Source organism: Aeromonas sp. 2HA2 (genome assembly GCF_029237345.1).
Lineage (GTDB): Bacteria > Pseudomonadota > Gammaproteobacteria > Enterobacterales > Aeromonadaceae > Aeromonas > Aeromonas salmonicida.
Genome location: NZ_JAACGB010000007.1, coordinates 62,100 through 74,727, shown reverse-complemented (window position 1 = coordinate 74,727; position 12,628 = coordinate 62,100). Strand labels below are relative to the sequence as shown.

The window sequence follows — 12,628 nt, the reverse complement described above, 5'->3', positions numbered from 1 at the left end:
GCGTTATCATGTTCATCCCCTTGCGCTAGGTGGCTGATTCATCCCGACGTGTGGGCCGACGGCTGACAACGCCGGCCATTGCCACTACAATCTGCGCTCTTTTTTCTCCCCTTGTCTTCGGAAGCAGCTATGCGCGTTATTTTGGCCCCCATGCAGGGGGTGCTGGATCACCTGATGCGGGAGGTCCTCACCTCCGTCAACGACTACGACCTCTGCGTGAGCGAATTTATCCGTGTGGTCGATCAGCTGCTGCCTGCCAAGGTGTTTTATCGGATCGCGCCCGAACTCAAGCAGGGCGGCAAGACCCGCGCCGGCACACCTGTGCGAGTACAACTGCTGGGGCAGCACCCTGAATGGCTGGCAGAAAATGCTGTGCGTGCCATCGAGCTCGGTTCACCGGGGGTCGATCTCAACTTTGGCTGCCCTGCCCCCACAGTGAACAAGAGCAAGGGGGGCGCCGTCTTGCTCAAGGAGCCCGAGGCCGTCTACCGCATCGTCAAGGCGGTGCGTGAGGCGGTGCCCGCTCATCTGCCGGTCAGTGCCAAGATCCGTCTCGGTTACGATGACAAGGATCTCTACCTGGAGAATGCTCAGGCTGTCTATCAGGCTGGCGCCAACGAGCTGGCGGTACATGCCCGCACCAAGCGCGAAGGCTACAAGGCGCCGGCTCATTGGGAGTATGTGGACGCCATCCGCCGCGCCCTGCCCATCCCCGTCACCGCCAATGGCGAGATCTGGGATCACCAGGATGCCCTGACCTGCGCCAGTGTCTCCGGTTGCGACGCCCTCATGGTGGGCCGGGGCGCCATCTCCCTCCCCAATCTGGCCAACGTGATGAAGACCGGCTGCGCTCACATGAGCTGGGCAGCAGTGTTGCAGCTGATGGTGAGCTACACGGAGCAGGATCTGGCGAGCGAGAAGGCGGATTACTATCCCAGCCGCATCAAACAGTGGTTCAGCTACCTCAAGCGGGAATACCCGCAAGCCGACCTGTTGTTTCGTGATATCCGCCTATTCAAGGAGACGGATCCCATTCGCGAGGCCCTGTTGCAAGCCACGAAAACTGTGATCTAACCGTCCTTTACTTGACGCATATCATCTTGATAATCCTGTCGCTTCCCTATACTGCCCTGGATTTGTAATTCGTCTGTTGGGGGCTAGTGTGTGTGAAATGACGCAAGCCCGGTTGGCCGTGTGGCGTGAACGCCTGCTGGCTGACTGGGCGCAAGTAAGAGGAGAGCTGATCGATCAGCTCAAAGCCTGCCGGCGTGACGAGTGGGCGGAAAAAGTGGATCACTGCGAGCGGGATCAGCTGGTTGACCTGACCAGTCGTCTCGATTTGCCCAAGGTGGAGCAGAGTGTGGCGAGCCTCAAGCGGATCGATGCGGCTCTCTGTCAAATGGATCTGGGCCTTTATGGTCTTTGCTCCGATTGCGAGGAGCCGCTCTCCATCGAGCAACTCGAGCAGGATCCGACCCTGCAGCGCTGTCCGCGCTGCGAAACCCGTTATGACAAGGGGTTCCACGCTCACGAACTCTAAGGGATGCACATTCGTGCATCCTCTCTTCCCGGCTGGTCAGGCTGTCGCTTCTATCCAATAATCAACAACAACCGTGCTGAACAGGGATGTTTCCGTGTACAGAGTCTTGTTGTTATGGTGTTTGTGTTTCACCGCCTGGGCACAGGAGTCACTGAGCGTGGGCTGGTCAAGCTGGCACCCGTTCAGCTTTCGCGATGAACAACAGCAGTTGCAGGGGCTGGACATAGAACTGCTGGAGGCCATCTTCAACCGGGCCGACTTCGAGGCCCGCTACATCGAAATGCCCTGGGCCCGGACCCTGCGCGAGCTCGAGTTCGGCTCCCTCCAGATGACGATGACGGCCAACAAGACAGTTCAGCGGGAACAGTTTGCCCGCTTCTCCATCCCCTATCGCCATGAAAGCACAGTGCTGATCATCCGACACCAGGACAAAGCACGCTGGCAAGGGGTCGACCAGCTATCCGAGCTGCTGCCCCTCACCCAATTCACCATAGGCGTGCTGCGCGACTTTGATTATGGGGCGGATTTTCGCACCTTCATGCAGGCCCCCCAGGTGACGGACCGTCTGATCGTCAGATTGCGGATGGAGCAATTGATCAAGCTGCTACTGGCGGGGCGCATTCAGGGGGTGGTCATGGATCCCATGGGCATGCAGGAACTGGCCCTCGCGGGCATATGCCTCGATAAACTGACCACCTTGCTCGATATCCAGCAAAACCCCGTGCATTTGATGCTAAATCGCCGCACTACCACAGAGCCGCAGTTGCAGCGCCTTGATGAGGCCATACGGGCGCTGATGCAAAGCCCGCAATACGCCCAAATCCTTGCCCGTTATCACTACCCGCTGCACTGAGGCAGATATAAAAAATGGGCCCAGCGGCCCATCTCTCTTTTGGTATCTGTTATTGGGCCAGCAAATGACCCACCAGCTCATGACGCCACCCTTGCAGCAACATGGGCTTGTCGCTTCGGGCGCGCTCTTCATCGCTCATGCGCCAGCTCCAGGTGAAGTACTGGTGAATGATCTTCTTGCTCGCCACCAGTTCAGGCGGAATATTGCAGGCCTTGGCCTTCTCTTCCACCATCCCCTTGATGCGCTTGAGTTCAGCCTTGTACTGGGGATAATCCACCAGTCGGCGGATCGGCTCGGGCCAGCTATCCGGCTCGCTGCGCTGGGCCTGGGCCACTATGTCCAGCATCCGCTTGCCATGGATCTTGATTTCGATGGGGGCCAGACCCAATTCGTTGAGGTCGCGCAGGGAGGCCGGACGACGCTCAGCCACCTTGAACAGGTGCAGCTCCTTGACCACGAAGTTGAGAGCCAGATCCCGGCGCACCGCTTCCTGCTGACGCCAGGCAGCCAGCTCGCGCAGTATGGCAAGTTCGCGGCGCCCCAGTTGCCAGGCGTTGATAATGTCGAGATAGGCTTGATAGGGATCGCTACCCTGGGTCTTGCGAGCCGAGTGGTTCTGGCACTCCTGCTCGAACCAGGCAAATTTGCCGCTTTCGTGCAGTTTGGCCATCACCTTCTCGTAGAGGGGCATCAGGTAGAGCACATCGGCGGCTGCGTATTCGAGTTGACGTTCGGTGAGCGGGCGAGCAAGCCAGTCGGTACGCGCCTGATCCTTGACCAGATCCACCCCGAGAAACTCCTTGGCCAGCGCACCAAAACCCACAGAGACACCATAGCCCAGGAAGGCCGTTGCCAGCTGGGTGTCGTGCATCTGATTGGGCAGGTGACCGGCTTCATGCTGGATCAGCTCAAGGTCTTCGCCGGAAGCGTGCAGTATGGCGATCTGCCCTGCCCGACCGAGCCGTTGCCAAAGGGGGGCGAGATCCAGGGTGAGTGGATCCAGCAACGCCAGATGCTCACCATCATAGATCTGGAACAGACCCAGCTGGGGGTAATAGGTGCGGGTACGAACGAATTCTGTATCGATGGCCAGGGGAACGTCGGCCAGGGAGGCGAGATACTGCTCCAGTTCGGCTTGCTGAGTGATAAGTTGATAGTGCATCGTTGCCTGCGCGTTGATCAGGGCCAAAAGAAAAAACCGTGGAATGACCCACGGTTTTGCATGACAGCAGCGGATCGCCCGTTATTGCTTGGCAATTTCCTCGTCGCGCAGCACGCGCCGCAGGATCTTGCCCACATTGGTCTTGGGAAGTTCGTCGCGAAATTCTACCAGTTTCGGCACCTTATAGGCAGTCAGATGTGTGCGGCAGTGGGTAATTATCTCGTCCTCCTGCAACTTTGCATCTTTCTTGACCACGAAGATCTTCACCAGCTCGCCGGATACCTTGTGCGGCACACCAACGGCGGCCACTTCCAGCACCTTGGGATGGAGCGCCACCACGTCTTCGATCTCGTTCGGATAGACGTTGAAACCCGAGACCAGGATCATGTCCTTCTTGCGATCAACAATCTTGAAAAAACCCTGCTCGTCGCACACGGCGATATCACCGGTACAGAGCCAGCCATCCTGCATCACCTCGGCGGTGGCTTCCGGTCGCTGCCAGTAGCCCACCATCACTTGCGGGCCGCGCACCTGCATCTCGCCCGGCTTGCCGAGCTCGGTGATCACCTGACCTGCGTCATCCACCAGCCGGATATCGGTAGAGCAGACCGGCAGACCGATGGAGCCGTTGTAATCGAGCAGATCGTAGGGGCAGACGCTCACCAGAGGGGAGCACTCGGTCAGCCCATAACCTTCCAGCAGCGGGGTATCGGTCAGCCCCTTCCATTGTTCAGCAACCGCCCGTTGCACCGCCATGCCACCCCCTATGGTCAACTTGAGCTTGCTGAAATCCATCGACTGGAACTCGCCGTTGTTGACCAGGGCATTGAACAGGGTGTTGACCCCCGTGATGCAGGTGAAGGGGTATTTTCTGATCTCTTTGACAAAGCCCGGTATGTCGCGCGGGTTGCTGATAAGCAGGTTGTACCCGCCCATGCGCATGAACAGCAGACAGTTCACTGTGAGGGCGAAGACGTGGTAGAGCGGCAGCGCCGTGACCACAAACTCCTTGCCACGCTCCAGCATGGGGCCGTAGACGCCAAGACACTGCTCGACGTTGGCAATCATGTTGCGGTGGGTCAGCATGGCGCCCTTGGAGAGACCAGTGGTGCCACCTGTGTACTGCAGGAAGGCGAGATCGTCGTTGGTGATCTCGGGCTTGATGTATTGCAGATAGCGACCCTTGGCGAGGGCCTGGCGCATGGTGCTGGCATGGGGCAGATTGTATTTTGGCACCAGCTTCTTGACGTATTTCACCACGAAGTTGACGAGCGTGCCCTTGGCCAGCCCCAGGTTGTCACCCATGCGGGTCAGGATGACATGCTTGATCGGGGTGTCGTAGACCACTTTTTCCAATGTATGGGCAAAGTTGGAGACGATGACAATGGCCTTGGCGCCGGAGTCCTTGAGCTGATGTTCCAGCTCACGGGGGGTATAGAGGGGGTTGACGTTCACCACTATCATGCCGGCGCGCAGTATGCCGAACACGGCAATGGGATATTGCAGCAGGTTCGGCATCATGACCGCTACCCGATCACCCTGACTGAGCTTGAGGTCATTTTGCAGGTAGGCGGCAAAGGCGCGGGACTGCTCTTCCAGCCGGCGGTAGGTGATGGTCTGCCCCATGTTGACGAAGGCTGGTTGATCGGCGAACTCGGTCACCGACTCTTCAAACATTTCGACCAGGGAGCTGTATTGGTCTGGATTGATCTCGGCGGGGACCCCTTCCGGATAACGCTTCAGCCAGACTTTTTCCACGAACTTCTCCTGCATAACTAGCACCTGTGCGCTCACTGTGTTGCCTCCGTCCCTGTTCACATCCATTTCAATTGGTTGTTTTAAGCTCATGCTCTAATGCCGCACATACTTACATAGGGCAACATCAATTAACAGCAAATTAACAACAGAAAATGTGAGGAGGAAGACAAACCTGGAATGATTCAAAGCCGGTGATTCTAACGAATTTGACAAAATTTTTCGATACAAACGGCGGTATCGGCCGAATTTTCCATATGAAAATGGTGGTTTCCCGCCAAAACGACCCTTTCTATCCGCTCGAATGCACCATGACGCAGCTGCCACTGCGCCAGCAGACTGACAAAGCCCTGCTCACCCCGGATAAAGAGCACAGGACAACGGATGGCACGGATCAGCGCCTGGGCCTGGCCTTCGCTCATGCGCATCGGCGAGAGATCCCGCAGGCGGGGATCGCTGCGCCAATACCAGCGCCCTGCCCGTTCAACCAGCTGCCGTTCGCAGATAAGGCGGGCGGCCGATGGGGCTATATCCGCCACCTTGCAACGGGCCATTACCGCTTCGTCGATGGAGGCGAACCCATTGGGGGCTCGCTCGCAAGTACGGCTGCGATTCAAGATCGCTTTACGCAGTTGCTCCGGCACTGTGTCATCGGGCTGGGTCAGTGGTCCTAGCCCCTCCAGCATGATAAGTCGCTCAACCTGCTCGGGAAAGACACCGGCATAAGCAGAAGCGATCAGGGCACCGAGGGAGTGACCGAGCAGGATAAAACGGGACCAGCCGGTGGCCTGAGTGATCTGGTAGAGATCATCGAGCCAGTCGACAAAAACATAAGGGGTAGCCTTGTGATCTGAATGACCATGACCCGGCAGATCGACACAGACCAGATGAAAATCTGCCAGATAGGGTGCCAGAGGCAGAAAACTGGCGCCGTTGTCGAGCCAGCCGTGCAGCGCGATCAGCAGCGGCTTGCCCTGCTGATCAGGGGCCGGTTGTTCGTTCTCAAGCAAGGCCACCCGCCGACCATCGGCCAGGGTGACCATGTTCTCCTGCATGGTGACAGTCATGAGCAACCTTAGCGGCGCAGCGGCCGTCTCGGCCAGAAGGGATCATAGAAGGGGTCGTAGAAGTAAGGGTCCATGTAGCGGATCTCCACCTCCTTCACCGGCGGCCACAGCTTGCTGGAGTTGGCATTGAGCACGGAGAAGCGATACTTGTGCTCGCCAATCTGGCTGTCTACCGGTTTGTCTATGGTACCCAGCACCGTCAGGCTGCGTCCCTTGGCATACAGAGTCGGATCGACAAATCCCTTCATGATGGCCAGAAATCGGCCCGGGCTCTGCTCGGTCTGCTCTGGCACGCCGTTGGACTTGAGCGGCAGATAGACCACCTCGACGACGCTCTGATCCGCCTTGTTGTGTACCGCCGAAATGACCCCGCTCCAGCGGGCAGGCTTGCCTTCCTGACCAACCAAGCCGGGCTGATAAGCCACCAGCTGGTTTGCGGGCTCATACGCCAGCTCCTTGGGTACCGAGCTGCACGCACCGAGCAGCAAGCCTGCCAACCCTATCACCATCGCACGCTTGATCATGTCACTCTCCTTTTTGGGATACAGATACCGGGCGCGTTACCAGCCCTGTTGGTATGCAGCAAGAGCACCATCAATGCCACGGCTCTTCGCCGTTATTCGCGGCCCGGCAGTTTTTTCCAGGTCACCTTGTCTCGCAAATAGACGGGCGTGGCCTGCTCCACCGGCACCGCCTCCCCCGCCAGCCAGGCGGCGCGTGCCAACGGCAGCATGTCAACCGCGGCCGGGAAGCGCACCTGGCTCACCGCCAGTTCTGCAGCAAGATCAGCAAGGGCTTCGCCATAAGTTTCAAAACCTGTGCCAACCCGGCTCCAACTGCCAGTCAGCTTGCCATGTGCCAGCGTACGGTCAGCCACCAGAGTGACCGGATCACTCACCACTTCGTCACCCACCAGCTGCATGCGGCCATCCTTCAGCTCGTACTGACCGAAGTAAACCTCCCCCATGCGCGCATCGATGGCGGTCAACACCCGCTCGGCGCCCTCCAGCCGGCGAGCACCCTGCGCCATGGCAGCCAGTGTGGAGATGCCAATGAGCGGCACGCCAACGCCGAACGCCAGCCCCTGGGCCACACTGATCCCGATCCGCACGCCGGTAAAGGAACCCGGGCCACGGCCGAAGGCGATGGCATCAAGCTCGCCCAAGGCTATCCCGGCATCGTCCAACACAGCCTGAACCATGGGCAAAATTTTACGGGTGTGATCCCGCGGCGCCTCTTCCCAGCGGGAGAACAGCGTGTCACCCACCAGCAAGGCGGCAGAGCAGGCTTCGGTGGCGGTATCAACGGCCAGGATCTTCAACTCGTTCATGCTTTCCAATCTCTATAACATCAGTCAATTACATAACCGGCAAGTCCAGGACGAACTCACTGGCTGTTCAAATCAGTGTATTTTTTCAGCGCAATCCGTTCAGGGCTGGCTGAAGAAGGCGCACCGGCAGGCTCACTCACAGCGATCGAAGAAGTTACCCAGCGTCCCCAACGCCCGCGTACGGGGAATAGCTGGCAAACTCTTGATAAAGGTGGCGCCGTAGGGTTTGTTGACCATGCGTGGATCACAGATGACCAGTACGCCGTGATCACTGCGATCACGAATGAGCCGCCCGACCCCCTGTTTCAAGGCAATCACCGCCTTGGGCAGCTGTATATCGGCGAAGGGATCGCCCCCTTTGAGCTTGCAGTCATCGACCCGCGCCTTGAGCAAGGGATCATCCGGACTTGCAAACGGCAGCTTGTCGATGATAACACACGACAGAGCAGCCCCCCGCACGTCTATCCCTTCCCAGAAACTGCTGGTGGCCACCAGCACGGCGCGGCCATTCTCCACGAACTCCTTGAGCAGTCGCTGCTTGTTATCCTCCCCCTGCAGCAAGACGGTGCGGCCAATTTCACGGCGCAGCACCTCTGCCACCTGACGCATCACCTGATGACTGGTGCAAAGGAAAAAACAGCCCCCCGGCGTCTTGTTGATAAGGGGGATCATCAACTGGGCCAGCTGTTCGCCCCGCCCGAAGGCATTGGGCTCGGGCAGAAAACGGGGCACGCACAGCCGCGCCTGCTCGGCGTAGTCAAACGGGCTGTCGAGAATAAGTTCGGCGCTGCCGGCCAGTCCCAGCTCGGCTTTGAAGTGATCGAAGCGCATATCCACCGTCAGGGTGGCAGAGGTAAAGATCCAGGCCACCTCGGGCCGCAGCACCTCGGCGCCAAACCGCTCGGCCACCGACAGCGGGGTGATATTGAGGGAAAAGTGAAGCCGCGAGCAGTCATACCAGTAGGAGAAACCGGTCTGGTTGATGGCCAACACCTCCCCCAAGCGGGTGCGCAGTTCGCAGATCCGCTCGAAGGCATGATCCAGCTGCTCACCACGCCCCAGCGCCAGTTTAAGCACCTCGTAACAGAGCCCGAGGGCATCATTGAGACGTGCCAGCGCCTGGGCCCAGAGCGGATGGCGCAACATGTCGCGGGTATTGCCGCGCCCGCCATCCACCCCGAAGGCGAGACGCAAGTCCTGACTGGCGATGGAGAGCCGGTCCGCCGCCTTGCCAAGCTGCCCCATATCGTGCGCCTCGGCCCGATAGGCCAGCTGGATATCCTGCGCCAGATCCTGGATGGTGCGGCTGCCCACCGACTTGCCGAAGTAGTTGGTGGCGATCTCCGGCAGCTGGTGCGCCTCGTCGAACACATACACCTGTGCTTCGGGCACCAGCTCGCCAAATCCGGTGTCTTTCACCGCCATATCGGCGAAGAAGAGGTGATGATTGATCACCACTACCTGGGCATCCATGGCGCGGCGGCGGGCCACCACCAGATGGCAGTCGTCGTAATAGGGGCAGTCGCGACCGAGGCAGTTGTCGTTGGTGCTGGTGACGTGGGCGAGGATCTCGGCATTCTCCTGCAATCCCGGAATATCCCCCACATCGCCATTGTCGGTGGCGGTAGACCAGGATTTGACCTTGACCAGATCATTGAGGATGTCAGGCTTTTGCAGATGGGATTCGCTCAAGAGCCGGTTCATCCGCTCTATGCACAGATAGTTGCTGCGCCCCTTGAGCAGGGCCACTGGTGGGGTGTAGGAGAGCGCGCCTGTGATGGTCGGGAGATCCCGGTAGAAGAGTTGCTCTTGCAGGTTCTTGGATCCGGTGCTGATCACCACCCGCTTGCCGGATTCCAGCGCTGGCACCAGATAGGCGTAGGTCTTGCCGGTGCCCGTGCCCGCCTCCACCAGCAGACGGCCGCCACTCTTGATCGCGCTGGAAACAGCCTCGGCCATGGCCAGTTGCGGGGCGCGGGCAACAAAGCCGTCGATGTGGCTGGCCAGAGGGCCATCTGGCTTGAACAGGGTCTGGATGGTCAAAGGGGCGTCCCGCTGCAAAAGCGGGCATTATGCCAAAAGCGTGGCGAAAGCGGGACTGATAATGCGTTCAGACGAAGAGATCGATCTGATGGTCGGGGTCCGGCTTGTGATCATCCTCTTCAACCTTTGGCTGATCACGCTTGGCATTGGGATAGGCTTGCTGGCGTTGCTGGGATTCGCCGTTGTCCGTGCTGGTCTTGCGCAACTGGTGTTTCTTGCTGATCTGGGTCACTTCCCGCTTGATGTCGTCAGGATTCGGGGCAGCAGGCGCTCTGGGCAAAATGGGGAATAACAGGTCCTGGCTTGGCATGGTCTCGACTCCTCTGGGGCATCTTGTCTAGTTATCGACCAGAAAACCGTTTTCTTCACTTTAATCGATGAAATCACAATTTCGGGTTGCTTTTTCTGTCAAGGAAGGTAGTTTAAATCGGGCGTCAACTACGACATCTTCTTTGTAAAGGATTGATTACATGAAGTTCACCCTGCTGAAGACTCATCACCACCATCATCATCCCGACTAGTCTTTCAGGAGGTTGACTGCTGGAAGACACTTAACTGGTGACTTCCAAAAGGACCGCAAGATTCATAAACCCTCGGAAGCACATACTTCCGAGGGTTTTTTCGTTTTTGACTAGAAGGAAATCGAGCAAATGGAAACACAACGCCTGCGTATCGCCATGCAAAAGTCCGGTCGTCTGAGCCAGGATTCCCAAGCCCTGTTCAAGAGCTGCGGCCTCAAGATAAACCTGCGGGAGCAGCGTCTCATCGCCCATGTGGAAAACATGCCCATCGACATACTGCGGGTGCGTGATGACGACATCCCCGGTCTGGTGATGGAAGGGGTAGTCGACCTTGGCATCATAGGTGAAAACGTGCTGGAGGAAGCGCAGCTCATTCGCGCTTCCCAGGGACTGCCTGCGCAAGTGAAAACCCTCAAGCAGCTCGATTTTGGGGGTTGCCGCCTGTCGCTGGCGGTACCGGACGATGTGGCCTACACAGGGCCCGAAAGTCTGGCAGGCAAACGCATCGCCACCTCTTACCCGGGTCTGCTCAAACGCTTCTTCGACGAGAAAGGGCTCAATTTCAAGAGCGTCATGCTGGGCGGCTCGGTGGAAGTGGCGCCGCGCGCGGGTCTGGCCGATGCCATCTGCGATCTGGTCTCCACCGGTGCCACCCTGGAAGCCAACGGCCTCAAAGAGGTGGAAGTGATCTACCGCTCCAAGGCGGTGCTGGTGCAAGCCCCCAACCCCTTGAATGAGGCCAAACAGAAGCTCATCGACAAGTTGCTGCCCCGCATCCAGGGGATGCAGCAGGCCCGCGAGAGCAAGTACATCATGCTGCACGCCCCGAAAGACAAGCTCGATGCCATCACGGATCTGCTGCCGGGCGCCGAGCGCCCCACCATCATGCAGCTGGCCGGTGACACCAATCAGGTGGCCCTGCACGTCGTTTCCAGCGAGACCCTGTTCTGGGAGACCATGGAGCAGCTCAAGGCCCTCGGCGCCAGCTCCATTCTGGTGCTGCCCATCGAAAAAATGATGGAATAAGGAAGGGACATCATGCAGACCCTGATCTGGAAAACCCTCTCCCCTGCCCAGCAGGCCGACGTGCTGACCCGCCCTGCCCTCAATGACGAGGCCGATATCGGCGCAGTGGTAAAGGAGATCATCGCAGCCGTCCGCAGCCGTGGCGACGAGGCCCTGCGCGAGCTGAGCCTGCGCTTCGAGCGCGCCCCCCGTGAACAACTGCGGGTCAGCGAAGCCGAAATCGAGGCCGCCTGCGAGCGTCTGGATAACGACATCAAAGACGCCATCAAGGCTGCCATTGCCAATATTCGCACCTTCCATGCGGCGCAAGTACAGCCCGTGGTGCGGGTAGAGACCCAGCCCGGTGTGGTGTGCGAGCTGCGCACCCAACCCATCAGCCGGGTCGGTCTCTATGTGCCTGGGGGCAGCGCGCCGCTCCCCTCCACCGTCATGATGCTGGCCATTCCGGCAGGCCTAGCCGGTTGCCGTGAAGTGGTGCTCTGCACCCCGTCCCCCGCAAGCGACGAGATACTGTTTGCCGCCCGCGCCTGCGGGGTCGAGAAGGTATTCGCCATCGGCGGCGCGCAGGCAATCGCCGCCATGGCTTATGGCACAGAGAGCATTCCCAAGGTGGACAAGATCTTCGGCCCGGGCAACGCCTACGTGACCGAGGCCAAGGGGCAGGTTTCCCGCGACTGGTGCGGCGCCGCCATCGATATGCCCGCCGGCCCCTCCGAGGTGCTTGTGATTGCCGACGAGAGCGCCAATCCCGCCTTCGTGGCGGCAGATTTACTTTCTCAGGCCGAGCACGGCCCCGACAGCCAGGTAGTGCTGGTCACCACATCGCCGCTGCTGGCCGATGCTATTGCGGGCGAGATCAAGCGCCAGTTGGCCCAACTCAGCCGCCGCGAGATCGCCGCCAAGGCGCTGGGTTCAAGCCTGGTGATCCTTTGCGACACGCTGGATGAGGCCTGCGCCATCTCCAATGCCTACGCCCCGGAGCACCTGATCGTGCAGACCCAAGCGCCCCGCGAGCTGCTGGACCAGCTCGAGAACGCCGGTTCCATCTTTCTGGGCCAATGGACGCCGGAGTCGGTGGGGGATTATGCCAGCGGCACCAACCACACCCTGCCCACCTACGGCTATGCCCGTACCTGCTCGAGCCTGGGGCTGGCCGATTACCAGCGCCGCTACACTGTGCAGGAACTTAGCGTCGAGGGCATCCAGGGGCTCGGCCCCATAGTCCAGCGCATCGCACAGGCCGAGGGGCTCGATGGACACAAAAATGCCGTGACGCTGAGATTGAATGCACTGCAAAAGGAGCGGACATGAATAACACCGCACCAAGGGGG

12 protein-coding genes and 1 other annotated feature are annotated in these 12,628 nt (G+C 59.3%); of the genes, 5 read left to right on the top strand and 7 right to left on the bottom strand.

Annotated elements, in window-relative coordinates:
* Positions 1-129 precede the first annotated feature (129 nt).
* The 3 genes from dusC to GWQ29_RS11220 all read left to right on the top strand — a co-directional run bounded on the left by dusC (position 130) and on the right by GWQ29_RS11220 (position 2,393).
* Positions 130-1,074: a tRNA dihydrouridine(16) synthase DusC gene (gene dusC, locus GWQ29_RS11230; RefSeq protein WP_059167819.1), complete on the top strand. Its 945-nt coding sequence runs from the start codon at positions 130-132 to the stop codon at positions 1,072-1,074.
* 97 nt (positions 1,075-1,171) lie between these two features.
* Positions 1,172-1,540 (top strand): TraR/DksA C4-type zinc finger protein, encoded by a 369-nt coding sequence (locus GWQ29_RS11225; protein WP_021139343.1) that lies wholly within the window; start codon positions 1,172-1,174, stop codon positions 1,538-1,540.
* 94 nt (positions 1,541-1,634) lie between these two features.
* Entirely contained in the window at positions 1,635-2,393 is a 759-nt protein-coding gene (locus tag GWQ29_RS11220; protein ID WP_275919447.1) for a transporter substrate-binding domain-containing protein, read from the top strand.
* 49 nt (positions 2,394-2,442) lie between these two features.
* Here GWQ29_RS11220 and rnd read toward each other — a convergent pair whose 3' ends face one another.
* The 7 genes from rnd to GWQ29_RS11185 all read right to left on the bottom strand — a co-directional run bounded on the left by rnd (position 2,443) and on the right by GWQ29_RS11185 (position 10,060).
* A complete protein-coding gene (gene rnd / locus GWQ29_RS11215) occupies positions 2,443-3,555 on the bottom strand; it encodes a ribonuclease D (RefSeq protein ID WP_042467386.1) in 1,113 nt (370 codons plus the stop codon).
* An 81-nt stretch (positions 3,556-3,636) separates the two neighbouring features.
* Positions 3,637-5,313, bottom strand: coding sequence for a long-chain-fatty-acid--CoA ligase FadD (gene fadD, locus GWQ29_RS11210; protein ID WP_275919498.1), 1,677 nt, complete (start codon positions 5,311-5,313; stop codon positions 3,637-3,639).
* 197 nt (positions 5,314-5,510) lie between these two features.
* Positions 5,511-6,377, bottom strand: coding sequence for an alpha/beta hydrolase (locus GWQ29_RS11205; RefSeq protein ID WP_275919446.1), 867 nt, complete (start codon positions 6,375-6,377; stop codon positions 5,511-5,513).
* A gap of 8 nt (positions 6,378-6,385) precedes the next feature.
* Entirely contained in the window at positions 6,386-6,901 is a 516-nt protein-coding gene (locus GWQ29_RS11200) for a Slp family lipoprotein (RefSeq protein ID WP_059167822.1), read from the bottom strand.
* Positions 6,902-6,993: 92 nt separating this feature from the next.
* Positions 6,994-7,707: a tRNA (adenosine(37)-N6)-threonylcarbamoyltransferase complex dimerization subunit type 1 TsaB gene (gene tsaB, locus GWQ29_RS11195; RefSeq protein WP_275919445.1), complete on the bottom strand. Its 714-nt coding sequence runs from the start codon at positions 7,705-7,707 to the stop codon at positions 6,994-6,996.
* 132 nt (positions 7,708-7,839) lie between these two features.
* Positions 7,840-9,750 (bottom strand): ATP-dependent DNA helicase, encoded by a 1,911-nt coding sequence (locus GWQ29_RS11190; protein WP_005311395.1) that lies wholly within the window; start codon positions 9,748-9,750, stop codon positions 7,840-7,842.
* Between the two features lie 67 nt (positions 9,751-9,817).
* Positions 9,818-10,060 carry a hypothetical protein gene (locus tag GWQ29_RS11185; RefSeq protein ID WP_021139335.1) on the bottom strand — a complete coding sequence of 81 codons (243 nt, stop codon included), beginning with the start codon at positions 10,058-10,060 and terminating at the stop codon, positions 9,818-9,820.
* 186 nt (positions 10,061-10,246) lie between these two features.
* Positions 10,247-10,371, top strand: a sequence feature (His leader region).
* A 29-nt stretch (positions 10,372-10,400) separates the two neighbouring features.
* Here GWQ29_RS11185 and hisG point away from each other — a divergent pair.
* Positions 10,401-11,297, top strand: coding sequence for an ATP phosphoribosyltransferase (gene hisG / locus GWQ29_RS11180; RefSeq protein WP_005311391.1), 897 nt, complete (start codon positions 10,401-10,403; stop codon positions 11,295-11,297).
* Positions 11,298-11,309: 12 nt separating this feature from the next.
* Positions 11,310-12,608: a histidinol dehydrogenase gene (hisD, locus tag GWQ29_RS11175; protein WP_275919444.1), complete on the top strand. Its 1,299-nt coding sequence runs from the start codon at positions 11,310-11,312 to the stop codon at positions 12,606-12,608.
* Positions 12,609-12,628: the final 20 nt, after the last annotated feature.

Bases quoted from the DNA above. Each gene is read 5' to 3' on its own strand.
- dusC (WP_059167819.1), top strand. From the start codon at position 130: ATGCGCGTTATTTTGGCCCCCATGCAGGGGGTGCTGGATCACCTGATG.
- GWQ29_RS11225 (WP_021139343.1), top strand. From the start codon at position 1,172: ATGACGCAAGCCCGGTTGGCCGTGTGGCGTGAACGCCTGCTGGCTGAC.
- rnd (WP_042467386.1), bottom strand. From the start codon at position 3,555: ATGCACTATCAACTTATCACTCAGCAAGCCGAACTGGAGCAGTATCTC.
- GWQ29_RS11205 (WP_275919446.1), bottom strand. From the start codon at position 6,377: ATGACTGTCACCATGCAGGAGAACATGGTCACCCTGGCCGATGGTCGG.
- GWQ29_RS11200 (WP_059167822.1), bottom strand. From the start codon at position 6,901: ATGATCAAGCGTGCGATGGTGATAGGGTTGGCAGGCTTGCTGCTCGGT.
- tsaB (WP_275919445.1), bottom strand. From the start codon at position 7,707: ATGAACGAGTTGAAGATCCTGGCCGTTGATACCGCCACCGAAGCCTGC.
- GWQ29_RS11185 (WP_021139335.1), bottom strand. From the start codon at position 10,060: ATGCCAAGCCAGGACCTGTTATTCCCCATTTTGCCCAGAGCGCCTGCT.
- hisG (WP_005311391.1), top strand. From the start codon at position 10,401: ATGGAAACACAACGCCTGCGTATCGCCATGCAAAAGTCCGGTCGTCTG.
- hisD (WP_275919444.1), top strand. From the start codon at position 11,310: ATGCAGACCCTGATCTGGAAAACCCTCTCCCCTGCCCAGCAGGCCGAC.